20 protein-coding genes are annotated in these 24,751 nt (G+C 43.1%); 5 read left to right on the top strand and 15 right to left on the bottom strand.

Translation table 11 applies throughout. The features are described 5' to 3' along the window. The first annotated feature begins 5 nt into the window (after positions 1 to 5). Entirely contained in the window at positions 6 to 809 is an 804-nt protein-coding gene (locus MHB64_RS06035; protein ID WP_060624902.1) for a Cof-type HAD-IIB family hydrolase, read from the top strand. A 249-nt stretch (positions 810 to 1,058) separates the two neighbouring features. Here the strand turns inward: MHB64_RS06035 and MHB64_RS06030 are convergent, their stop codons facing one another. Continuing rightward, positions 1,059 to 2,819, bottom strand: a complete 1,761-nt coding sequence (locus tag MHB64_RS06030) for an ABC transporter ATP-binding protein (protein ID WP_341133948.1) — start codon at positions 2,817 to 2,819, stop codon at positions 1,059 to 1,061. 73 nt (positions 2,820 to 2,892) lie between these two features. Continuing rightward, on the bottom strand, positions 2,893 to 3,042 hold the full coding sequence (locus tag MHB64_RS06025) for a hypothetical protein (protein WP_341133947.1): 150 nt from the start codon (positions 3,040 to 3,042) through the stop codon (positions 2,893 to 2,895). 300 nt (positions 3,043 to 3,342) lie between these two features. Between MHB64_RS06025 and MHB64_RS06020 the strand changes: the two genes are divergently transcribed. Then, on the top strand, positions 3,343 to 4,554 hold the full coding sequence (locus MHB64_RS06020; protein ID WP_094870643.1) for a sugar efflux transporter: 1,212 nt from the start codon (positions 3,343 to 3,345) through the stop codon (positions 4,552 to 4,554). Positions 4,555 to 4,583: 29 nt separating this feature from the next. Here the strand turns inward: MHB64_RS06020 and MHB64_RS06015 are convergent, their stop codons facing one another. From MHB64_RS06015 to cysT, 5 genes are all read right to left on the bottom strand, one after another. Further along, complete coding sequence (locus tag MHB64_RS06015; RefSeq protein WP_341133946.1) at positions 4,584 to 5,375, bottom strand: MBL fold metallo-hydrolase; 792 nt, start codon at positions 5,373 to 5,375, stop codon at positions 4,584 to 4,586. A gap of 209 nt (positions 5,376 to 5,584) precedes the next feature. Further along, complete coding sequence (locus tag MHB64_RS06010; RefSeq protein ID WP_341133945.1) at positions 5,585 to 6,652, bottom strand: sulfate ABC transporter substrate-binding protein; 1,068 nt, start codon at positions 6,650 to 6,652, stop codon at positions 5,585 to 5,587. 190 nt (positions 6,653 to 6,842) lie between these two features. Next, positions 6,843 to 7,907, bottom strand: coding sequence for a sulfate/molybdate ABC transporter ATP-binding protein (locus tag MHB64_RS06005; protein WP_042124940.1), 1,065 nt, complete (start codon positions 7,905 to 7,907; stop codon positions 6,843 to 6,845). 1 nt (position 7,908) lies between these two features. Continuing rightward, the gene (locus MHB64_RS06000) at positions 7,909 to 8,706 is read right to left on the bottom strand and encodes a sulfate ABC transporter permease subunit (RefSeq protein WP_094870645.1); all 798 of its coding nucleotides are present in this window, start codon (positions 8,704 to 8,706) and stop codon (positions 7,909 to 7,911) included. Beyond that, positions 8,703 to 9,518: a sulfate ABC transporter permease subunit CysT gene (cysT, locus tag MHB64_RS05995; RefSeq protein ID WP_042185592.1), complete on the bottom strand. Its 816-nt coding sequence runs from the start codon at positions 9,516 to 9,518 to the stop codon at positions 8,703 to 8,705. Before cysT ends, MHB64_RS06000 begins: the two co-directional genes overlap by 4 nt. 206 nt (positions 9,519 to 9,724) lie before the next feature. Here cysT and MHB64_RS05990 point away from each other — a divergent pair, with 206 nt between their 5' ends. Continuing rightward, complete coding sequence (locus MHB64_RS05990; RefSeq protein ID WP_094870646.1) at positions 9,725 to 10,126, top strand: secondary thiamine-phosphate synthase enzyme YjbQ; 402 nt, start codon at positions 9,725 to 9,727, stop codon at positions 10,124 to 10,126. 140 nt (positions 10,127 to 10,266) lie between these two features. Here the strand turns inward: MHB64_RS05990 and MHB64_RS05985 are convergent, their stop codons facing one another. The 3 genes from MHB64_RS05985 to MHB64_RS05975 all read right to left on the bottom strand — a co-directional run bounded on the left by MHB64_RS05985 (position 10,267) and on the right by MHB64_RS05975 (position 12,973). After that, a complete protein-coding gene (locus tag MHB64_RS05985) occupies positions 10,267 to 10,848 on the bottom strand; it encodes a TetR/AcrR family transcriptional regulator (protein ID WP_094870647.1) in 582 nt (193 codons plus the stop codon). A 4-nt stretch (positions 10,849 to 10,852) separates the two neighbouring features. Beyond that, the gene (locus tag MHB64_RS05980) at positions 10,853 to 11,485 is read right to left on the bottom strand and encodes a YigZ family protein (RefSeq protein ID WP_076284084.1); all 633 of its coding nucleotides are present in this window, start codon (positions 11,483 to 11,485) and stop codon (positions 10,853 to 10,855) included. A gap of 132 nt (positions 11,486 to 11,617) precedes the next feature. Next, positions 11,618 to 12,973 (bottom strand): glucose-6-phosphate isomerase, encoded by a 1,356-nt coding sequence (locus MHB64_RS05975; protein ID WP_341133944.1) that lies wholly within the window; start codon positions 12,971 to 12,973, stop codon positions 11,618 to 11,620. Between the two features lie 234 nt (positions 12,974 to 13,207). Here MHB64_RS05975 and MHB64_RS05970 point away from each other — a divergent pair, with 234 nt between their 5' ends. Then, positions 13,208 to 14,110: an NAD(P)-dependent oxidoreductase gene (locus tag MHB64_RS05970; RefSeq protein ID WP_094870649.1), complete on the top strand. Its 903-nt coding sequence runs from the start codon at positions 13,208 to 13,210 to the stop codon at positions 14,108 to 14,110. A 257-nt stretch (positions 14,111 to 14,367) separates the two neighbouring features. Here the strand turns inward: MHB64_RS05970 and ppnP are convergent, their stop codons facing one another. After that, positions 14,368 to 14,685 (bottom strand): pyrimidine/purine nucleoside phosphorylase, encoded by a 318-nt coding sequence (ppnP, locus tag MHB64_RS05965; RefSeq protein WP_094870650.1) that lies wholly within the window; start codon positions 14,683 to 14,685, stop codon positions 14,368 to 14,370. A gap of 33 nt (positions 14,686 to 14,718) precedes the next feature. Beyond that, positions 14,719 to 16,761: a transketolase gene (gene tkt, locus MHB64_RS05960; RefSeq protein WP_094870651.1), complete on the bottom strand. Its 2,043-nt coding sequence runs from the start codon at positions 16,759 to 16,761 to the stop codon at positions 14,719 to 14,721. 302 nt (positions 16,762 to 17,063) lie between these two features. Here tkt and MHB64_RS05955 point away from each other — a divergent pair, with 302 nt between their 5' ends. Next, complete coding sequence (locus tag MHB64_RS05955; RefSeq protein WP_179281616.1) at positions 17,064 to 17,696, top strand: hypothetical protein; 633 nt, start codon at positions 17,064 to 17,066, stop codon at positions 17,694 to 17,696. 63 nt (positions 17,697 to 17,759) lie between these two features. On the opposite strand, the gene MHB64_RS05950 is transcribed toward MHB64_RS05955, so the two are convergent. The 3 genes from MHB64_RS05950 to MHB64_RS05940 form a co-directional block, all read right to left on the bottom strand. Then, positions 17,760 to 18,299, bottom strand: coding sequence for a GNAT family N-acetyltransferase (locus MHB64_RS05950; RefSeq protein WP_341133943.1), 540 nt, complete (start codon positions 18,297 to 18,299; stop codon positions 17,760 to 17,762). Positions 18,300 to 18,639: 340 nt separating this feature from the next. Beyond that, positions 18,640 to 22,470 (bottom strand): hypothetical protein, encoded by a 3,831-nt coding sequence (locus MHB64_RS05945; protein ID WP_341133942.1) that lies wholly within the window; start codon positions 22,468 to 22,470, stop codon positions 18,640 to 18,642. 13 nt (positions 22,471 to 22,483) lie between these two features. Continuing rightward, positions 22,484 to 24,748 carry a hypothetical protein gene (locus MHB64_RS05940; RefSeq protein WP_341133941.1) on the bottom strand — a complete coding sequence of 755 codons (2,265 nt, stop codon included), beginning with the start codon at positions 24,746 to 24,748 and terminating at the stop codon, positions 22,484 to 22,486. Positions 24,749 to 24,751: the final 3 nt, after the last annotated feature.

The raw sequence follows: 24,751 nt of genomic DNA, 5'->3' as shown, positions 1-24,751 counted from the left end.
GACAAATGTACAAATTGATCGCGATTGATATTGATGACACTCTAATTAACGATGACAAGGAAGTAACACCCGCTACACAGACTGCGCTTGAAGAGGCTGTAGCCGCTGGCGTTGTTGTAACCCTTGCTACAGGCCGAGCTTATGCTTCTGCGCAAGCCATTGCCCGTCAAACTGGACTTAACGTGCCAATCATCACTTACCAAGGCGCACTCGTTAAGAACTTGCTCGATGAAAAGGTACTATATGAGCGTTACGTGCCACAAGATGCGGTACACAAGCTGTTCACTTACTGCGTGGAGCATAATCTGCATTTGCAAACTTACATTGACGACAAGCTGTATGCCCGTGAAGACAACCAGAAGATCAAAGATTATACAGACCTGAACAAAACGCCATATTATATTGAACCAGATTGGGAAAAACTTGTCCCACAAAAAACACCAAAAATGCTGATTATCGACGATCCTGCATTTTTGGATGAGCTGGCTCCAATTCTACGTGAATTGCTCGGCGATTCCGTGCATATTACCAAATCCAAACCACAATTCCTAGAAATCATGCATCATGAAGGAACCAAGGGAATTGCGCTTGAATTCCTAGCCAATCATTTTGGTTGTGATCTCTCCGAGACTATGGCTATGGGTGACTCTTGGAACGACCATGAGATGCTTGAGGCTGCTGGTCTTGGCGTTGCTATGGCGAACGCTATTCCTGCGCTGAAAGAAATTGCTGATTTCATAACCCTAAGCAACAATGAAGATGGCGTAAAATACGCGATTGATAAATTCATTCTCAATAAAGTGAATTAAATCGGCTGAACTTAATAGTTTTATATACGTTAAACTTAAGATTTTTCTATTCAGGTAAGTGCGAGACTGCGGGGAATGTTTGGACTTCCGGCCACTGTTGTCACCAGATTTCCCCTCCTTCACTTTTCCCTTTTTAGAATATTTTAAAGTTCAACTTATATAGAGTTAATGTTCAATCTATATAAATTCACTTTCTTAAGAAAAAGGGTGCTGTAACGTCATGATATATGACGTTGCAACACCCTTTTGTTATTTCAGCAAGCTCGGTACTCCTGTAGATGCAAGCTCCAATGACTCTTGCTCACCCTCCCCAGCCTCTTCCTCTTCCAGCTGAGAATAGTACAAATCATGATATCTTCCTTCTGCCGCAAGTAGCTCCTGGTGGGTACCACTCTCTACAATTTCACTGTTCTCCATCACTAGAATGACATCAGCGTTCTGAATCGTTGATAGACGGTGAGCGATAACGAGTGTGGTTTTGTCTCCCATTAATTTACGAATCGCTTGCTGCACCAGCTTCTCCGATTCATTATCAAGCGCAGCAGTAGCTTCATCCAGCAACAAAATTGGAGAGTTCCTAAGAATCGCTCTCGCAATCGATAGTCGCTGGCGTTGTCCACCGGACAGGCGCGAGCCTTCCTCACCAATATCTGTATCGAGACCCTCCGGTAACTCCATTACAAAATCATAAGCGTTCGCTTGCCGCAAAGCTTCCAGAATTTCATGCTCATCTGCATCTGGATTTCCATTTCGGATATTATCACGGATACTTCCTGTATAAAGCCCTGACTCTTGCGGCACATAAGAGAAGTGGCTCCTAAGTTTAGCTAAACTCATCTCGCTTGTCTTCTCATTATTTATAAATACATCACCCTCATCAGGTTCATACAACCCAAGGAGTACCTTAAAAAGCGTAGATTTCCCTCCACCGCTCGGTCCCACAATTGCCATTTGAGCCCCTTTTTGAAGCTCTAAACTGATTTTGTACAAACTACGTCTCTCCGCTCCCGGATAAGAGAAGGATACCGAGGACATGACCATACGCTCAAATTCAGGCTGCTTCGTAGCTGCTTCGGGTAAAGCCTCCACTTCTACAGGGCTATCCAACACTTCAAAGATCCGTCCCGCCGCCCCAAGTGATTGCTGCATCGAATTGATCAGTCCTGGCAATGCCGAGAACGGCATCACTAAATAATTCATGAGCTGGATGAAAGCAATCATCGCACCGACCTCAAGGGATCCTTTTGCCACAAAATAACCAGCCACGACCAGCGCCAGAAGAAACGTAAAGTTTCCCAGAAAAGAGGAGAATGAGCCAGTAGCTCCTTCAATTCTTCCCCGTTTTAATTCTTCGGAAGTGATATTCTCACTATGTTCCTGATATTGCTTCATTAGTCTGCGTTCAATGTTAAAGGATTTAAACACCATACTACTGCCTAGAATGTCATGCAAAAAGGAAGTAATCTTGCTCATATTAGTCTGAATCTTCACACTGTTCTCACGCATCGCTGAACCAAAAATTTTTCCCGTAAGGAACATCAAAGGCCCCATTGCAAAACAGATCAATGCCAGTAGCCAGTTAATATAGAGCAAATAACCAAAAGCCGCGAGAGCAAGCAAAGGGTTACGGATTAAATCAATCATTACCTCGCCGGTAGCATTACCCACAGATTGATTATCATTAGTAAAGCGGGACAACAAATCTCCGGAATGATTATGGTCAAAATAAGACTGAGGAAGAGCTAAAGCATGTCGCATCATATCTAGCCGCAGTTCATTTCTGATCTTGGCTGAAATTTTATTTTTGAGATATCGATCGATGTAACCGTTGATTGCACTCACTAATAAGTAGATTAATCCGAATATAACCAGACCCTTAAAAGCTTTCACATCAAGTCTAACCGCCGCATCCGTAATTACTGATAGCAGCCAAGCAATCGTTAAATCCAGAACAATACCAAATAAAGTCGTAAATAATAAAACCGTATATAAGAGCTTGTGCCTTAACATGTATGTACTTAATCTTGAGAAAACACCTTTCTGCTTCAAACTACCAACCCTCTCCCAAAATCCGCATATATAACTAATTACACTTTAAAAACAGTCTGGCCTTTTCAGCTATAGCCACATTCATACTGGCTCCATCCCCCCACAAAGGGGCGCGAATAAGCAGACGCTCGGTTTCAAAGCTCTCTGAAAATTCAATCAGAATCGGATCAACAGGATTATTCATCAGGTATTTCCCTTCCTATCATTGTTAATTATTCTATATTTGTAAATATAAGACGGTTATCTTTTCTGATTATAAAGCATATACCTGTTTCTGAATACAGAATGAAATAGAAATCACAAAAGGGACATCCACAGGCTGGATTTGCCCGAATGATGTCCCCGTTATATCATAGAAAAATCACAGCTGAAGCCATATCGTAGAGGTTTCTAGTCAAATCGCATATATATTGTTGCTGTCTTTTTCATGTATACTAGAACCAGTTTGATTATCTTAACAAAAATAGAGGAGTAACTTCACAACATGATCAAAAGACTTACTGCACTATTTTCAATTCCCTCTTACGCCTTACTCTTTTTATGTATGTTACTGCAGGGAATGGGGATTTCACTCAGCGCACCCTTCTTATCCATTTATTTCACGAAACAGCTTGGCGTATCTGTCGGATTGTTTGGTATTTTTCTAGCCACCACGTTAATTGCCGGAATATGGATCAGTACGCTAATCGGGAGACGCTCGGACCTTGGTTTGAATCGAAAGCACATTTACCTTGTTGCCACGCTCTGTAATGCGCTGGCTTATAGCGGGTACTTGCTCATTCAGGATTTCACGATCTTGTTCATCTACATGATTGTGTTCACCGCCCTCGGTGCACCAGGGATGCCTCAATTGTTCGCCATTGCTAGAGAAGCAGTGAATAAGAGCAATTTTACGGATACTGCGTTTGCTAATTCTACCTTGCGTTCTGCTTTCTCTCTCGGCTTTATTACAGGTCCTTTAATCGGCACCCTGCTAATCGCTGCTGTTGGGTTTAAGGGGATTTTCACGGGTACGATCGGAGTATTCCTACTTGTTGCCTTACTCGTTTTCTTATTTCTCAAATCAAATACAGAGCTGAGCAGCAACAAGGCTGAAGTAAAAGTGAATTCTTTCCGGCTCAGTCAGAACCGCAATATTCTGTTGCCTTTTCTGATTCTGATACTCATGTATGTAGCTCACTGGACGAGCAGCATCAATACGGCCCTCTTTATCACAAACAATCTGGGGGGATCAACAAGTGATGTCGGTCTAGTCAGCAGTATATGTGCTGCGCTGGAAATTCCATTTATGATTATGCTCGGTCTACTCAGTGCGAAGTACAGCAACCGAGCCTTGATGATGTGCGGGGCCATTTTAGGAGGAGCATATTATCTCGTTGTCATTTTCTCAGGATCGATGTGGCAGATGCTTGCAGCCCAAGTTCTACTCGCCGTTTTCGTAGCTGTTATTTCAGCGATTGGCATTAGCTACATCCAGGATCTGCTGCCAACCATGCCTGGGTATGCATCCACGCTTTACTCTAATTCATCCACAATTGGCAGACTGATTGGTAGTCTTGTTGGCGGGGGATTAGCCAGTATTGTTGGTTACCGGTATTCATTTGTACTCTGTTTTATACTCATCAGTATTTCCTTAATCATGCTTGCAGTAAGCGGACGTCACCCTTTAAATGAACCAGAACAATTAACTGTTTAATCCGTTTATTTCTACTTGCCCATTCTCTTCTAAAGTGAAGAGAATGGGCTTTTGTTTATTGGAATTCTCATACCTGTCTGGGCTAGAGTAACGTTCTCCGGTAAAATATATGCTTCTCTCATATCTACATCATGCGACATATGGGTGTAAACTGCCTTTTTAGGCTTCACGATTTGCAGCAGCTCTGCTGCCTCGGTCATGTCGTACACAGAGCGAGTGGATAGCTCCGCCGCTTCGTAATAGAAGCTTGTACCTAGAACCAGCAAATCGGCACCATGCATCAGGCGTGTCTCCTCAGCCCCTAAAGAAATGGAATCAGGACAATACACCCATGTATAATCCTCCTTCTCTAGCCGAAAGGCATACGAATATCCATTCTTACCATGGTTTACTTTCCAGGTATCTATCTTCCAGCCGTCCAGTTCTATTCCTTCATCACAGGGAATCATCTCGATGTGATTTCGCAGCCAAGGGTATTGCCGTTCGATAATAGGAATAACTTCTGCTGGAGTATACAGTTCACCCTTAATGCCAGTCCATCGGCAAGCATCTGCCCATTCCGGTAGCCCACCAATATGATCAAAGTGAGCATGTGTCACCAGCAGTCTTCGCATATACCGTACTCCCTGCGCCTCCATCTGACGTCGCCAGTCTGGCCCGCAATCAATCACTAGAAAGTCACTGCCATTATCTATAAGTACAGAGGAACGCAGCCTTGTATTGCTCCCTTGCTCCCTTGCTTCTGTGCAGGTCTCGCAGCTGCAATATATCCGTGGAACACCCATGGCATCCCCAGTACCCAAAAATACCAACGTATCCATAATCCATCTCTCCTTCAGTTCCCATCAAGGAAGTCTTAAATTATCATATGTCTATCTTAAAGATGCTCACCAAAATATCCCCACAAAGTGGAGCTTTGCTTCGATGCGTACTCAGGTACTTTGCGGGGGTCCCAAATATATACTCTCGTCAAAAAAGTCATCCCTTAAGCAGGAGCCCTGCTAGGATGACTCTATTTTTACACGTCTACCTATATTCCGGCAAGTACCTGATACCAAATCCCCCGCTTGGAATAAAGCGTGCTTCGCACCTCATCCCAGCCCCCTAAATAATTGATATCGAAGAGACCCGCTGGATCCGGGTAGCGGCTTTTGTTCTCCGCATAGACCTGTTTATCTACGGGACGAAAGCCATATTTTGCAAAGATCTCTTGTGCCTGTGGGGTCACCAAGAATTCAACTAATGCTTCTGCTGCCGCGCGTGTCCCATGCTTATCCGCATACTTTTCTACGACAGCCGCTGGGTTCTCAATCAGCATTGTATTTTTAGGAATAATCACTTCATATTTAACACCCTGAGCAATCCGGGCCAGCAGTTCATTCTCATAGGTGACAATGACATCACCCACTCCATACTCGAAGGCAGCCATAGATGCACGTCCGCTCTTATCCAGTGACTCCACATTGGCATGTACACTTTCTAAAAAAGCTTTGGCTGCTGCTGGATCCTTAACGCCCTCTTGCTCCTCTGACAGCTTCAGACCAGCCCCGTAGATCGCGTTGATATCCCACTGCGCACCACCGGATGTTTTGGGATTTGGGTACAACACTTTAACCCCTGGCTTGGCTAAGTCCGCAAAATCGTGAATTCCTTTGGGGTTTCCCTCACGGGTACCAAGTGCGACTACCGAACGTGTCACCATGCCTTGTTCACCCTGCTCTTTCCACGTTGGCGCTACGAGTCCAGCCTTAACCAGCTTCTCGACATCACCTTCCATGGCTAGCAGTGTAACATCCGCTTCGAACCCGCCTACGATAGCACGTGCCTGTGTTCCTGAAGCTTCATAGGACTGTTGAAAATGAATCTCCTGTCCAGTATCCGCCTTCCACTGCGCTGCAAATAACGGCAAAATATCTTCCATCGCATCCTTAGCCACACTGTATGCGCCAACGACCAGCGTGACATCTCCTTGCTTCGAAGGATCTGCCATCGTCGTAATCGCCTTCCCGTTCCCGCAACCTACTGCTGCCAGCGTGAGTATGGCCAGCATTAGGGCAGCAAAACATCCGTGCAGTTGTCTGCTCCTTTTGAAATTCATTGCGGCCCACATCCTTCGAGATAATGATTTTAAATATTTCCTTGAAAGTAGCTCTACGGCTGAATCTGAAAATCAAGTAACTACCGCTTCCACTCCATTACTTCATACCTTCACATCAGTTCCTCTAATCCTTCCTCATCACATTCGCTACTTTTCAAAAAAATTGAAAATCATTTTATTTATTTTTATTTTAAATAAATATCGGCATCGGATCTTCTTTCAGGTTGTTCTCCTGAATCCAGCTTCGCTCATCATTAAACAGGTAAGCGCGGTGCACAAGGACTGAGATGTCCTGTCCCGGCTGCAAGGTTTCTTTCTCCAAGGAACGGTAAGTAACCAGCTTATGACCATTAACTTCAACCTCAACGAGCCATTCGCTTCCACGGAAATGCAGATGCTTTACGACGCCTTTTTCCGTAGCTGAAGCCATCTTGAACTCATGCAGGTTACCAACTTCAATATACTCAGGACGAATAAGTGCTTTGGTAGGCTTACCGTCTCCAGCGCCTTTAAAGCCTTTCACCTCAGAAGCATCTTCAATCAGTGTCGACTCCCCGATAAAAGTTGCCACGAACGGTGTTTTAGGCTCCTTATAAATATCCCAAGGTGTACCCTTTTGTTCCAACTGCCCTTGGTTGATGATCATAATCTCGTCCGCAACTTCAATCGCTTCGTCTTGGTCATGCGTTACGAAGATGGAAGTGATGCCAACACGCTCAATCAGCTCACGCAGCCAAGCGCGCAGCTCCTGCCGGATCTTCGCATCAATAGCTGCAAACGGCTCATCTAAGAGCAGTAGCTGTGGTTCAGGCGCAAGTGCACGGGCAAAGGCCACACGTTGACGTTGTCCACCAGATAGCTGATGCGGATAACGCTTCTCGAAGCCTTTTAACCCCGTAAGCTCCACCAGTTCCATAACACGGTCACGAATGGCAGTTTTGCTGGCCTTTTTAACTTTTAATCCAAAAGCAATATTATCAAAAACAGTCATATGCTTAAATAATGCGTAGTTCTGAAAGACAAAGCCGATCCCGCGCTCTTGAGGAGGAAGATTATTAACCGTCTGACCATGAAAAATAATCTCGCCATTATCCGGTGTCTCCAGCCCTGCGAGCATACGAAGAATCGAGGTTTTACCGCCACCACTCGGGCCAAGCAGTCCGATCAGATGACCTTTTGTAATGGTGAAATTGACATCCTTGACCGCATGAAAATCTCCAAAATGCTTATTTAATCCCCGCACTTCAACATGCATATTACTGCACTTCCTTTCTTCTCTTGGTCCATTCCATCAATAACAGTAGACCTGCGGAAAATGCAGCCAGAACTAGCGCTATTCCTCCAGCAGCCGTTACATTAAAATTCTCAACATCCTGATAGACTAGCGTCGTCGCCGTCTGGGTTTTGTTCATAATGTTACCCGAGACCACGAGCACCGCCCCGAACTCACCTAGTGAACGAGCCACCGTAAGGATGACCCCGTACACAACCGCCCAACGAATCGAAGGCCATGTCACCTTCCAAAATATTGTCCAGCTACGAGCGCCCAGTGTAGAAGCAGCTTCTTCCTGCTGTGAACCAATCTCCTGAAGCACCGGCATTACCTCACGCACCATTAAAGGAAAGGTTACGAACAAGGTGGCGATGATCATTCCAGGAATGGCATAGACGATCTTCAGCCCAATCCCTTCAAAAATCGCACCCAAGGTGCTATCCGGACCCAGCAACAGGACAATCATCAGCCCGCCAATAACAGGGGACACAGCATAAGGCAAATCAACAACACTGTTAAGCAAGCCCTTTAGACGTCTATTTATCCAGTTCGCCCGGACAAGATACAGCGCCATCATAATTCCGAACAACGTATTTAATAACGTAACTACGATCACAACAAGTCCAGTCATCATAAGCGCATGCAGCGCTTCAGGCCTAGTCAGGGCATTCCAGAAACCACCAAATCCTTCACTAAAAGCACCTATAGCCATTTTCCCTAGTGGCGCAGCGATTAGCAGAAAAAACACCAAGTAAGTGAGACCGATCCACAATTTTCTCATGAGCGTCTCCCCCGCATCTGCAGCATATTAATGAGCCAAAGAATGAGAAAAGATAAGGTCAAGAGAATGACAGAAACCGCTGCTGCGGAAACTGGATTATCACTTTCAACTTCACCAAAAATAAAAACAGAAGATACGAGTGTACGACCTGGAATATTGCCTGCTACGAGGACTACAGCGCCGAATTCAGCAAGTGCCCGCGAGAAGGCGAGCATTCCACCGCTGATCATCCCAGGAGCCATAGAGGGGAGAATAACATGCCAGAAGACTCTAGTTCCCTTGGCACCCATTGTATATGCCGCTTCCTCTTCGGAAGGATCAAGTTCCTCCAGCAAGGGCTGAACCGCTCGAATCACGAAAGGAAAGGTTACGAAGACCATAGCAATTACGATAGCCGGTTGATGAAAAACTATTTCAAAACCAAGCGCTTCTGCAGCCTTGCCGATAAGACTACCAGGTCCAAGCAAGAGTAAAATCATCAAACCACCAACTGCCGTCGGCAGTGCAAAAGGTAAATCCACAAGACTATTAAGCAATGCTTTACCAATGAATTGATAACGAATAAGAACCCAGGCAATCATTGTTCCTAAAAAGACATTAATTAAAGTAGCGATGATCGCCAGCTTTAAGGTTAACAGCACCGACTTCCAGGCAATCGGGTCGCTTATGCTTTCCACAAAATTACCGAAACCCAGTGAAAAAGAGTTGTAATAGACCCCAAGTATAGGCAGCACGATCAATACAACAAAATAGAGCAAAATTGTAGTTCGAAAACCCCAAGTCCAACCTTTGTGTCTAAGCAGCGAATTCAATGATTTTGCCCTCCCACCTCCGGATAACCGGTCGGTATACTAACCAACGTCTCCATTAATTATTCCTATTTATATACTTGGTTTTATAATATTACTACTTTACCAAATCCTTCTCGTTGTCGTCAATTACTTTCAAGTGAATTTGGGGTAAAATATATATAACACAGATTAGGAAAAAGTGGCACATCACAGGAAGGGGAATGATTATGCTGCATACACTGGAGATTACTACAACGAAACGGGATGAATTACGGGATATTACGCGTGAAGTCATTTCTTTTGTGAAAAAAAACGGGGTGCGTAGCGGGGTGATCGTAGTTTATTGTCCACATACCACCGCAGGAATTGCAATCAATGAGAATGCAGATCCTGATGTGAGGCATGATGTTCTGATGCGTTTGGATGAAGTCTACCCTTGGGAGCATCCGAACTATCGACATGCTGAAGGCAATACTGCCTCCCACCTTAAGTCTATTACATCCGGACCTTCCCAGAGCATAATCATCCATGATGGCGAACTATTACTTGGTCGTTGGCAGGGTATTTATTTTTGTGAGTTTGATGGACCAAGACGTAGACAATGTTTCTTAAAGATTATTGAAGGATAACAATGAATGACCGCTTCCGTTATTGCTACGGAGCGGCCATTAAAATATAACTAGAATCAAATATTACTTTGACCAAGCAGAGAAGTAGTGTTATACCAATGCACAGCTTTAAAGTGTAAACTCATAAAAAAAACAGCATGTTAAAGGCTGCGACATAAAACCTTGATATGAGCTGATGCTGCCTCTTTTACATCCTCAAACAATACTTTATCTTGGATATAATAAGATATAAATCCGTGAGCGGATAAGAACAAGGTTAGCGGAACGTTCTGCCAATCCTCGGATACATATCCCTCTTCCTTCATATGACGGCGTACAATACTTGAGAATAAATCAAAACATCGTCCCTGCTCTGCTCTACAATAAGCCAGCAGCTCTTCATCACGAATCATGAACATAATTTCATACTGATAAGGATGATCTAATCCAAACCTTATAAACTCCATAATCAGCTGCTCTACTCGAGTCATGCCTTCTTCAGGTGGCTTATTCATTACTTGGCTCAGCAAAGCAGCCACATGATTAAAATCTTCGACAACAATGGCGTAGAACAACTCTGCCTTCTCTTTGAAATGATAATAGAGAGAGCCGTGGCTGTATCCCAAATGCTGACCGATGCTTCGCATTGAAATCGCTCGATACCCTTTGGTAATAAACAGATGCCTAGCGGCCTCTAGTATTCTTTCCCTCGACAACTCCTGCTCCACTGCTCTCCTTGCCATATACCTAATCCCCTTCGCTGTAGTAAATCCGCCGCCCTTCTGTTACCAAGGCTTGCCCTTGGGTTAGATCTGTTATCCATGCCATAAATGCGTCTCCCTCATCATTTCGCGGTAAACATAACAACGTTACTTTATCGGTGAATAAAGTCTCGCCGGTCTGAATACCCCTTCCCCGAAGTTCGTTCTCCACCTTGCCTAGCCAAGTGTAATCAATTTCTACGAATACCTCTCGTCTTAGCACACGGGTGATTACTTCTCCTGCTTCAAGCGCAAGCACTGCCCCATCCGTATAAGCTCTAATCAGCCCTCCGGCACCCAGCATAATGCCTCCGAAATAACGGGTAACAACAATTGCGACATTTTTAACTCCCTGGTTGCGAATTACTTCCAAAATCGGTTTGCCGGCTGTACCACTCGGCTCCCCGTCGTCCGATTGCCTCTGGATTTCGTCTCTCTCCCCAATCACATAAGCAGAACAGTTATGCGTTGCGTCCCGATGTTTCTTCTTGATGTCTTCGATAAACAACAATGCTTCTTCTTCATTCTCAACTGGCATTACATGACCAATGAAGCGAGATTTGCGGATTACGACTTCCTTGGAACCGGAAGAACGCACCGTTCGATATTGTTCTAACATAATTATTCCAGTCCTTATATACATATGATGTCTTCATATAATGTCAGGAGCAGCCCCCGGTATTGGATTACCTATGGACTGCTCCTGGTGACTTACACTAGTATGAATGGTCTCTAAAATACTGCTGCAATACTATTCAGTAAGTCTTGCTTCCAGCTCTGTCTTTTCTTTTTCGTAACCCGGTTTGCCAAGTAGCGCAAACATATTCTTCTTGTATGCTTCAACGCCTGGTTGGTCGAATGGGTTAACACCGAGCAGGTAACCGCTGATGCCGCAAGCTTTTTCAAAGAAGTAAACCAAATAACCAAATGTGTATGGTGTTTGATCAGGAATAGTAACGATAAGGTTAGGTACTTGACCATCTGTATGCGCAAGCATCGTACCTTGGAAAGCCTTCTTATTTACGAAATCCATAGTCTTTCCTGTTAAGAAGTTCAAGCCATCCAGATCATCCGGATCGTTCTCAATGGTCACATGATGAGCCACTTGATCTACTTGGATTACCGTTTCAAAAATATTACGGTTACCTTCTTGGATAAATTGACCCATGGAGTGTAGATCCGTAGAGAAATCAACGGAAGAAGGATAAATTCCCTTGAAATCCTTACCTTCACTCTCGCCAAACAATTGTTTCCACCACTCCGATACAAAGTGTAAGGAAGGCTCATAGTTAACGAGGATTTCAGTTGTCTTACCTTTGCGATACAGCGCATTACGAACTGCAGCATATTGATAAGCTTGGTTAGTAGCTACATCTGGATTATTGAACTCATCCGCAGCGGCAGCAGCACCTTGCATCATCTCTTCAATGTTAATACCTGCTACAGCGATTGGAAGCAAGCCTACAGGTGTCAATACGGAGTAACGTCCGCCTACATCGTCTGGAATGATGAAGGATTCATAACCTTCTTCAGTAGCCAATTTCTTAAGGGCACCTTTTTCCTTGTCTGTAGTAGCGTAAATACGTTTGCGAGCTTCTTCTTTACCATATTTCTTCTCCAGAGCTGCGCGGAAAATGCGGAAAGCAATGGCTGGCTCAGTCGTAGTTCCTGATTTGGAGATTACGTTCACGGAGAAGTCTTTGCCTTCTACTAAATCAAGCAAATGCGTGATGTATGTAGAACTGATGTTATTACCAGCGAAATAAACTTCTGGAGTTTTGCGCTTATCTTTAGAAAGGTTATTGTAAAAAGAATGCGAGAGCGCTTCAATCGCTGCACGTGCTCCCAGATAAGAACCACCAATACCAATTACAATCAGTACTTCGGAATCGCTCTGGATCTTCTTTGCGGCTTGCTGAATGCGTGCGAATTCTTCCTTATCATAAGCTGATGGAAGATCAATCCATCCAAGATAGTCGGAACCTACACCAGTCTTATTATGCAACTGTTCGTGCGCTAACTTAACTGGAGCGGCAAGGTTGTCAATTTCTTGTTGGTTAAAGAAAGAAAGGGCTTTGGTGTAGTCAAAATTAATCTTCTTAGACATCGGTAATGGAAACCTCCTGTTTATCTCTTTAAATTTGAAACCGCTTGTTACAACTTTATAATTAGGATACTTTAATTTGCCTTGACTGGCAAGGTCTTAGGGCACATCCCGGGCTTTAGAACCAAGTTTTCGAAAGTTTCATGGAAGCGTTTCCCGCATCATTAGGCAAGGCTGAGCTGTGGTGCTGGCCTAAGTGCCGTGATAGAATGAAGAAAACGGAAGGTGGCTATACAAATGAAACAAATCGGTTTTATCGGACTTGGAACAATGGGAGCACCAATGGCTTCCAACTTGCTTCGTGGCGGCTTTCAGGTGACAGTGTACAACCGTACGGCAGCTAAATGTAAACCTCTTGAAGCAGAAGGTGCCCTGACCGCTCTTACGCCACGTGCTGCCGCTGAAGGTAAGGATGTTATTATTACCATGATCAGTAATGATGATTCGGTTCGTGAAGTGTTTTATGGTCAGGATGGTATTCTAGATGCGCTTAAGCCAGGCGGCTTAATTATTGATTCCAGCACAATTTCTCCAGGACTAGTTCACGAAATTGCCACTGCTGTAGAAGCCCGGGGCGGACATTTCCTTGACGCTCCAGTGACTGGAAGCAAGCCGGCAGCTATTGAAGGAACCTTGGTGTTCATGGTTGGCGGCAGTGCTGAAGTCATAGAACAGCATCGCGATATCTTCGATACTTTGGGCAAAAAGCTGATACATATGGGTGAGAACGGCAGTGGTGCTGTAGCCAAACTGGCTCATAATGCTATGGTCGGCATTCATAATGTTGCCCTGGCTGAAGGGTTCGCTATCGCTGTAAAATCAGGTGTTCCAGCTGACAAGTTCCTCGAACTAGTGCAGCTTGGTTCTGCGGGTAGCAAACAAGCAGAGCTTAAAGGCCGTAAAATCATAGAAAATGATTTCAGCAATCAGTTCTCCCTTGCATTAATGTTAAAGGATTTGAAGTTAGCCTCCGCCCACAGCGATTTCACAGGCGTCCCTTCTCCAATGCTGGGACTAGCCAAAAGTATGTTCCAAGCCGGGTTTACCCAAGGCTATGGCGACGAAGACCTCTCCGCTGTAGTGAAATGCTATGAAGAGTGGATCGGACAAAAAATGGGTTCTACTGTATCCGATAAATAAATTCAAAAACTAAAACCTACTCTAGTTAGAAACATTTACGACCGCTTCACACATGACTATTCAAATGTGTGAGGCGGTCTTTCTATATGGGAATTTTGTTTGTTAATGGAAATATGCTAGAGTAACTTTTGCAGCAACAAGCCACAGCCATTGCTATCGGTCACAGCTGACTCTGCATCGCCACTAAAAATCAAAAGCAGCGGTTCTCCATTAACAGGAGAATCGCTGCGTTGCTGTCTTTATGATTTTCAAAACACTTATAGAACCGGGTAAGAACAGCAATAATCAGTTACTTCAAATACTTCCAACGCAAATTTTGAGTTGCCAGGGACATTGAACGTTGCCGCTCCCTTAATCTCCTGCCAACCCTCAGTGCCGGGAAGCAGCACTTTAAGATCGCCGGACAGAATCTCCATAATTTCAGGACCATCCGTACCAAATTCATATACACCAGGCAACATGATACCAAGCGTCACCTTAGTTCCATCCTGCAAGATTACCGTACGGCTGGTTACTTGTCCGCCATAATATACATTGGCTGCTTTTTCAATCGTTGCGTTGTTAAACTGACTCATTACTTGTTCTCCCCCTAATGATTATTCAGTTAATTACAGAAGTGCTTTCACACGGCTAACTACATTCTCAACAGTAAAGCCGTATTCTTTCATTACTCTGTCTCCAGGTGCGGAAGCTCCGAAAGTAGTGATGCCGAGGATATCGCCTTGGTCACCAGTGTAACGTTCCCAGCCAAAGGTTTGTGCCATTTCGATTGCAAGACGAGCCTTAACTCCTGGAAGAATAACGGAATCACGGTATTCTTTATCTTGTTTTTCGAACAGATCCCAGCTTGGCAAGCTGATTACACGAACATCGATACCTTCTTCAGCCAAAGCAGCTTGTGCTTTAACAGCCAGCTGTACTTCAGAACCAGTAGCGATCAGTTGTGCTTGTGGAGTGCCATTCTTGGAATCAGAGACAACATAACCACCACGTTTGATGTTTTCACGAACGCCATCAACTGTTCCAGCAAGAATTGGCAAGTTTTGACGAGTCAGAACCAAAGCGACCGGATTGTTTTTGTTTTCCATAGCATAAGCCCATGCTGCTGAAGTTTCGTTAGCATCAGCCGGACGAATAACAGTCAGACCTGGGATGATACGCAGGGAAGCCAATTGTTCGATTGGTTCATGCGTAGGACCATCTTCACCAACTGCAATACTGTCATGTGTCAGTACATAGGTTACTGGCAATTTCATGATCGAAGCCAAACGAATGGCTGGACGCAGGTAGTCTGTGAACACGAAGAATGTTCCTCCGAATACTTTAAGACCCGTGTGCAGTGCAATACCGTTCATGGCAGCAGCCATACCAAACTCACGTACGCCGAAGTAGATGTTGCGGCCATCATAAGATTCTGGTGTGAACGATGTCAAACCATTCAAATGCGTCATAGTGGAGCTTTCCAAGTCAGCAGAACCGCCCACAAGCTGAGGAACACCAGCAGTCAGACCATTAAGTGCACTACCGGAAGCTACACGAGTAGATACTGCTTTATCTTCAGTAGTGTAAGTTGGAAGGTTAGCATCCCAGCCTTCTGGAAGATCGCCGTTGATTACTGTTTCAAATTGTGCAGCAAGCTCTGGATATGCTTTTTTGTAAGCCGCAAATTTGTCATCCCAAGCTTTGTTAGCTGCGATTCCGTTTTTCTTCACTTCTGCAAAATGAGCACGAACTTCGTCAGGTACATAGAAATCTTCTTCGTATACCCATTTGTAGAAATCTTTGGTAAGCTTAGCTTCTTCTGCTCCAAGTGGGGAACCGTGAGTACCGCCATGGCCGCCTTTACCTTGTTTGTTAGGGCTACCATAACCAATAACAGTTTTCACTTCGATCAATGTCGGTTTGCTAGTCTCAGCTTGAGCTTCAGCAATCGCTTTGGCGATAGCAGGAAGATCATTTCCGTCTTCAACGCGAAGTACTTGCCAGCCATAAGCATCAAAACGTTGAGCCACGTTCTCGGAGAACGAAAGGTTCAATTTACCATCAAGGGAAATATCATTTGAATCATACAATACAACCAATTTGCCCAGTTTCAAATGACCAGCGAGTGAAGCGGACTCGGAAGAGATCCCTTCCATCAGGTCACCATCACCACAAATAGCGTAAGTATAGTGGTCAATCACTTTATGTTCATCTTTGTTGTAAGTAGCACTGAGTTGCGCTTCAGCCATAGCCATACCAACAGCCATACCAATACCTTGTCCAAGTGGACCTGTTGTAGCATCAACACCAGCGGTATGCCCCACTTCCGGGTGACCTGGAGTCAAGCTGCCCCATTGACGGAAATTTTTCAATTCTTCCATAGGAAGATCATAACCACTAAGGTGCAACAAGCTGTATAGAAGCATAGAACCATGTCCTGCGGACAATACAAAACGGTCACGGTTTACCCATGTCGGATGATCAGGGTTGTGTTTCATTGTTTTTGCAAACAATTGATAGCCCATTGGTGCAGAACCCATTGGCATACCTGGATGGCCGGAGTTTGCTTTTTCAATGGCGTCAATCGCCAAAGTACGAATCGTTGTAATGGACAGGTTATCTACAGTTGAGTTTTCTTCCTTTTGAATCGCTTGTTCTTGTTCACTCATTTAATAGTTCCTCCTCTGAAATCTCAAGAATGTCATTTTGACTCTTATTGTATCATTAGTGTGGAAGCAATTCCAATTGTTTTTAAAAACTCTTTATTTGAACAGCTTATCTTTTGCAATATCGACGTATTTATATACACACATGAACTATGAGACAAGCCAGAATTGCACTAGTCTATGGTCTAGTTTTTAATTACGACTAAAGATTGTTTTACAATGCTCAAATATACAGTAAGATGGAGTTAGTTAAGCATAATTTTCATGCATTACCCAACATTTCCTAGTGGAAAGGAATTTTGAACATGAGTTCGAATAAGGACATCTTTATTGTGCTTACCGGTACAGGTACGGCCTTTAGTGGTTTTATAAAGTGGTTTACAAAAGCCGATCTGAATCATGCTTCGATCGCCTTTGACTGTGAACTGCGGGAGGTATACAGCTTCGGAAGAAAAAAAATGCACAATCCATTTGTGGCAGGACTAATCCAGGAGAACTTTATCGACCCTTTTTATAACAGTGCTAATTGTTCCATCTATCAGTTGCGTGTTAGCGCTGAGGAATACGATACGATGTACAATCACGTCCAAGGGATGATGCAAAATCAGGAGCGTTATAAATACCATCTTTTAGGATTAATAGGTGTGCTTCTAAATATTAAAATCGATAGAGAAAATGCTTATTTTTGTTCCCATTTCGTTGCCTCTTTATTTGAAGAAACTGCAGTTCAGCCTGTGAATAAGCCTTCCTGCTTCGTTACACCGGAAGATTTCGCTCTTTCACTCTGTGCACATAAGATTTTTACTGGCAAGCTATCCTATTATTTACGTAGAGCTCAGAGAGCCTCTGCCCGTGCATCTTCTTTACCATTACATAATACTTCGGTTGCCGCACGAATGATGCGAATAAATGAAGACCGGACTGAAGGGGTCGTATAAAAGGCTCAATGCTTGTTAAAAAGGACTAAGCGGAATGTAATTCCGCTTAGTCCTTTTTAACCATCAAATAACGAAATCAACCATGTACTGACTGCACATAAGTTCATAACCGATCGATTGATATAGAGAAATTGCACCTGTATTCTCTTCAAGGACATTCAAATACACGTTGGAGGTAACCCTTCTCCCCGCTCGTGTGAGCTCTGCGCAGATCTTTTTTCCGTAGCCTTGCCTTCTCCATCTTACATCCGTGCCGATGTTCCCCAATTCAACGTAATCCTCGCTATAAATATGGTATCCACCTACCGCAATCAGCTCATGCTGTTCCATCACACCATAGAACGGATACTGCAATTCTTCTTTTGAAAAAGCCATTGTTTCTAAATCGGCCATTTTCGACTCAATAAGCTCAAAATAAGAAGGACCCAAAGGTAAAACGCTTTTATCCACCGGTGGCAACGCTTCTTGATGGATATGCTTCATTAGAAGCAGCTTTTTGGGAGACTTAACAAGCTCAAGCTGTGAAACAAGTACATCCATAACTTCTTCATTAACGATTGCGCTACCGACAGCATTGTCAGGTAAATCCAGTTGTTCTTTCATAAATGAAACCACGGACCGGAGACAAAAAGACTTCTCCACAGGGAATACGGAAAAAGCATAGAATGGGAGCCCCCTTAAAAAGGCAAATACGCCGAGCAGCTCCCCCTGTTCAGTAAAATGTCCATAGTGTACCGAATTATGCTTACGAGCTGTAAGGTATGAATAGTATAAAAAATGTTGTTCCCTATTTATCAAACTCAAGATTGATTTCATTTCCGCTGGTGTTAACTCTCGAATCATATCTCCTACCCCTATCAATGTTTGATACAATGCTTCAACATTAACATGATCCTGTGAAGTCACGCAAAAAAGAAATGGGATAGGTGATATAGGCCCTACTCTACTTTATTCGATGACTTTGGAAATACTCCGCCCAATCTGATGATATAACAACTGTAACGGTATCCGTTTTGGTGTTGTACGCATTCTGAGCCGTAAAGGTAAAAGTAACAGGGCCATCGGGTAGCTTTTCAAAAGAGCTATCGTACATTTCACCTGTCCAGAAGGTTTTATCGTCGTTAGTTGGGCTGAGCTGCGTAGTAAACCCTCCGTTCATAGTCACTTGCACAGTATCTGGGAGACCTGTTGCTGTACCTTGCAGAACAAAACGTTCACCTGCCCAAAATATATTGTATCCTCTTGGACTCTCCTCATTGCCGCTCTTTTTCAGATTATAACCTTTACGGTTGTTGTTCCACTCTTCAGTGTGCTTCACTCCACCTTTTATACTTAATAGATTAACCATGAAATATTTACGTGCAGAAACATTGCCCCAGCTGAACCCGTCAAAAACTTCAACCTCGACTGCATACTTCTCGTTTTCGATCAGTGAACCAACTGGAATCTGCCATTGCTTAGCGCTTGATACTTGCTCACCAGATTGTACCTTGATTACACCTGTGGCCAAGTTAATAATTCGCACCTTATAACGTTGCTGAAGATCTCCGTCTTCATCTTGATAATCCCATTTAATGATCGGGGTAAGTGTGCTTGCGATTGTCGGGTTAGATGCATCAACACTGGTTGGGTACGTTATTGTAGTCGTCGGTATCCGGTTGACTACTGTAATGTTCTGCGAAAGCTCACGTTGCAGACCCAATGAATCTGTAACGATTTGTCTAAAGGTAAAGACACCATTACTACTAAACTGCTTCGTGAAGTCCTTTTGAGTGCTCGCTAGGGCTTCTGTTCCACTTGATGGTTTTAAGAAATACTTGTGGCTTATTGTATCTCCTTTTGGTTCGTCCAAATCAGAGGCGGCACTCTTAATGTTCAGAACATCCGTCCGGTAAATCGGTACCTTAGTCGCATCTTTACCAGTATCTGTGATCAGAGTGAATCCCGGCTTAGGTGCGTTATCGATGATGAATGTTTTTTCATTTGATACATCTGACCATGAAAATTTGGAGTATGCCCGACCTTGCACTGTAAAGTATTCAAACCGTTCAAATGTATTATTTGGGATTTGATATTGTCTGAGCATTCCTGAAGGATCCGGATTTTCTATGGTGGAGACTAATAGACCATCCTTCGTAAAGAACTCTTGCCTGTATTTCTCTTGTGAATCATTTTCTGGATCCGCGTAAGTCCACTTGATTAATGGATCACCTTGATCCGAGTCAATCACAGATGGGTTTGTTACTGTACCTGAAGGGCTAGTTAAAGTCATAGAAGGTGCCAAATTCTCTTTCACTTGGACTTGCAATCCAGCGATATTCGACTTATCGCCTATTTGATCAATTGCCCAATGTTCTAGCGTATATACCCCCGGATCTGAGAAGGTTAGTGTAATGTCGCGAGTAAGATATGATTTCACTTCACCCGTACTGTTCGTTACTTTCCAGTAGTATTCTAACGAGCCTTGATCTGATGTATCCTCATCAATATCGCCTGACGTAAATTGTTTTGTATCATACTGATTTACGGATGACGGTCCGTTAATCTTAGCAACAGGAACATGATTCTTAACCATAAATGTACGTGTCGCATAAGAGCTTAACCTTCCATCAGAGGCTGTGAGCTGCATTTCCCAACTCTCAGAAATAGCTTTTTTATGTGATATACCGTTACGGTTAATAAGATCACGAATGGTTATAGATTGATAACGGTTGTTTCCTGCCCAGTAGTAAGGAGAGTCATTAAACTTTGCATTCCAGGCATAAGATAAAACATCTCCATCTTCATCCGGATCTGGTGTTAAGTTATCCATTGTGATAATCGTATCGCGGTAAATTTCGTTAGGCATTGTAAATGCTGCAGCCGGTGGATGATTGACTACCTGTACATTTTGACTGTACCCATCCGACCACAAGCCACGATTATCATGTACTTGTAGATTGAGTTGATAAATCCCTTCACCGAATGATGCGATGTTCGGCGGTGTTGTAGCTCCACCCCAATGTTCCCATACTTTATTCCATCCGTCTTTGATTACAGTCCAGTAGTATACATCTAAAGGATCATTATCTGGATCAAAAGATTTGTCTATAATGGTCGTAGATTTACGATAGGAAACGATATTCGGATCAACGGTAAATAACGCAACGGGGGGTAGATTAACAGCAGCATTGCCCACAGTACGTTGACACCAATCACTCCAAACACCGATCCCATTATCTCCATCCACATCACGGACTCTTAAACGGATGTCGTAACTGTCCTTTTCAAAAACTCCCCCAGGCGGTTGCCCGTCAATCCACATCTCATCAAGACTCTTTTTATATTGCCATTGCCACTGCACAATCCCTTTATCAGCACTTGTAATATGATCTAAATCGTAGGATGAATCTGTTAATTGAACATTTCCATTGATAAGCCTTGCTGAAAAAAGCGCTATTGGCTTACGGTGAACTTTAAAACTCATCGTAGATGCGGCATCTTTACTCCACATCTGATATTCAGCAAAGCGAGCATCCTGTTTCGGTATATCCTTAGCTTGATAACTCACTACATATTGTCCGGTATACGGAAATGAAGTGTAAAGGCTCGTCCTCCATAGTCCCGAATCCCCTATAATCCCCATTGAGTTATCAAAGTAATTCGGATCATGATCATATCTCACTCGATCAGCGTACTTAGCATCCCACTCATAATCTTCATAGGTGGTGCCGCTATTCTCTATAGGACTATTAACGAGAACAAAAGCGTTTCGCTTCAGCCTGTTTGTAACTTTAAAGGTCATACTCGCGGATTCTGACATATTTGAAGGATCTGCTACTTTTACAGTCATCGTATAATCGCCTGGCGGGATCGAATCCGCTACAGCGTCTACGGGGATAGAGAAATACTGATACCCTTTCGTTTGAGAGACTACCGTCTTCCTATAAAATATATTTGGTATCTCCGCACTTACGATAAGATCATCATTATCTGGATCATGGACATATCCCTCGATGTTAAGTGTGTTTCGTCCAGGCTCGTTCTGCAGGACTTGATTATTGGGTGTATTTAACGAAATGGTAGGTGGACTATTAGGTATCAAAGGAAATACTCTTTGAAAACTCCAACCAATGTACGGCCCTCCATATCCATGTTCTGGACCATATCCACGAAATCCATCCTGTTGACCTGCACCAAAACTGTAATTAATAACTAAACCTATTGGAAGTTCACCATAACTTAAATTCCCTATAACATTTCCATAAGGAACATCTGTCGCAAGATTAAATGTATGATCGAATGTATTCGGGTCAAACGGTCCAGCAAAAAAACTCCTATACAATGGGGTCCAATTGGTATTTGGATTTGACCAGTGGCTCGGACAATTATATTGGTAGACTGGTAAATCTAATGGTGCCCCCTCTGGTATTGCCGCTACACAGAGATCCGCTCGAACAACACGTCTATCTAGAGCACTTTGTGATTTATACAAGTTTACTCCTACAGTCAATGTTGCATCTGAACTAATATCAAATGTAATTTGCTTAGTGGTACGATTATATTTAATATTCGTTAGTTTTTGGTTATTTATTGTCCCACGCATAGTACCATAATTCCAACCAGCGTCATAAAAATCACCATCAGCAGGTATATTTATATCTTTATAAGTAATGAAATTAGGATCACCCGTCGCAGCCTCTGCTGTTTGAAGATACACTCCCTGACTAGGAAAAACTCCGAATAAGATAGTGATTATAATTACTAGTGAAAGTATTTCTTTTGTTTTTTTCATTTAAGCACCTCTCCTACCAGGACCAATCAACTTCTGGCGCTCGATTTTTCACTTCTACAATCCGTGAGCTTAACTTTTGTCCATCTGAATTTGTAGATTTCCGATCAGCTTCTGTCACAAACTCATCAATGGTGGGTTGACCAAACTCTTCAAACACAGTAAGTCGGATTTCATATTTCCCTACCTCGCTCAGCTCTAAATTTAAGCGATCTTTGTTCTCATTACTGAAGATCACCCATGCTTCTCCGCTGAAACTCCCGTCATTATTTGAATCATAGCGATACTCCCAGAGTCTCCGACCCACTACATCTTTATCAGGCGAATAGGAGATATCATCCAATGAAACCACCGCTTTATTACCGTAATCAGGACTTCGATATACCACTCCAGGCAGAGTAAAATAGTTGTACGGCGCTTCATCTGGCACAATATCAAAAGTGATCTCATTACTTGAAGAATATCCAAGCGTGTTTTCCACATAGATCGTAGCCTTATATTTTCCAGGTTTCTTAAATAAGACGTCTTTGCTTTCGAAATCAGACAATGTGCCACTGTACTTAATATCTTCATTCGTCCCAACAGAAACCGCAGTGATGGTAACTCGTGTTTTCGATGGTATTAACGGAAAGCGTGTCGGACTCTGGCTTCTATTGGTCAATGTCGTTTTACGATTCTGTTTAAGTGTTCCTTCTATCGATATATCCGCATTGGGGGTAGGTACAGTAACCGTTATTACTGTACTCGTACTCCCAAATTGATTAGTGTTGTCTACAACTGTGAGCGCTATTGGAAATGTCTCACCGATCTGATCTACCGTATACCACACGTTCCCTCTTGAGGTATTTCCTATCTCCCCTTGGGCCCCTGAAGTATCCCACCAGTAGTCTTGTATGTATCCATCTGGGTCATAGGATGCTGCTCCGCTAATGAGCGTATCATTTCCTGCTTTGACGTATCTCGGTGCTGAAATTCTTGCTATAGGCGGCTTTCCTTCCGGTTCTGTTGGCTTGGTTGGAGGTGGAGGAAAAGTAACCAGAGGTTTGTTTTTATAAACACCTGCTGAAATCTGTAGAGGTTGTTCCAGAGAGGTGATGGTTCCATTCTTTGTGACGATCGGCTTTTTAAAACGGACGAGAACGGTTAAAGCATATTCCTGAGTAAAATGTTCGCCCGTTACACTCGACTTTTTGATCTCAAAGTCAAATAAAGCGCTTACGTTAAATGTCTTTGCAGATTCCTTTTTCGTTTTGAGTGTGTTGTTCTTATCTTTCTCTTTAGCATAGAACACCCACTCGTCAATATTTGAAGCATCATTGTAGCCTTGCAGCTGCCCTATTAACGATATTTGAACGGGTTCGTCTTTATCTCCCAATTTTGTTGGATTGGGATTAGGTTTGTTTAGAGTTACCGTACCGGTAAGTGTTGGTTCTGTAGGGAGAGTGTAATCAAAGGAGACATTGCCGCTGTATTTGTACGTAGTTACATTAGCCGAACCCGTAAAGTAGTAGTTTAATTTTGTTTTATAACGTCTACCTAACGCATGACCACTTGGATCAAAATTTTGACTTAATTGTTCTGGATCATAATTTTGCATAGCTGCGTCAGTTTTATAATAAATAATAAATTGATTACCATTTACAACATTATGATTAACATAGGTTGATGGAAGCCACTCTTTAGGTACAACTATTTTGACGGTTGACTCTATGATTTGAGATGAATCTAATACCGAATTCACGTTTTGGTCGTACCATTTAAGTCCCGAACGTGATACTGGTGATTGAGTAACTACTGTCATATCAGGGGGATCATTTCTAGGTGTACCATTTCCTTGTCCATTCCTATCGCTATGTTTCTGAGCATTAATGTATGGGTCCCATTCATTTATCTGCCATCTTACACCATCTGAATATCGCCAAATAGAATTTCCAGGTGTTGTTACAAAAAAGTTGTTAAATGAGGCATAAAACCCGAGTACATCATCTATTCGTTGTTTTGCTTCAACGCCCTTTAAAGTAACCTTTATTTTCCCATTTTCTATTGCAAGAGCAACTTTTTGATTAGTGCCATTATATTTAAGAGAAGAGACATCAATGGCTGAACTGACAACTCCACTTGGAAGATCTAAGTAATAAGATTTTTGAGCATTTGCAGACCCACTAAGAATTTCTGAAGGTATTGACACTGTTTTGCTTTGCGAATTAGCTGCCTTTATGTTCTGTGGAATATAAAGAAAAATAAGTATAACTGTAAGCAGAACAATCCAAATTTTCTTCATATA

Source organism: Paenibacillus sp. FSL K6-2859 (genome assembly GCF_038008265.1).
GTDB lineage: Bacteria > Bacillota > Bacilli > Paenibacillales > Paenibacillaceae > Paenibacillus_AQ > Paenibacillus_AQ nitricinens.
Note: the sequence above shows the minus strand (reverse complement) of the source record. Positions and strands in the feature narration are given on the sequence as shown.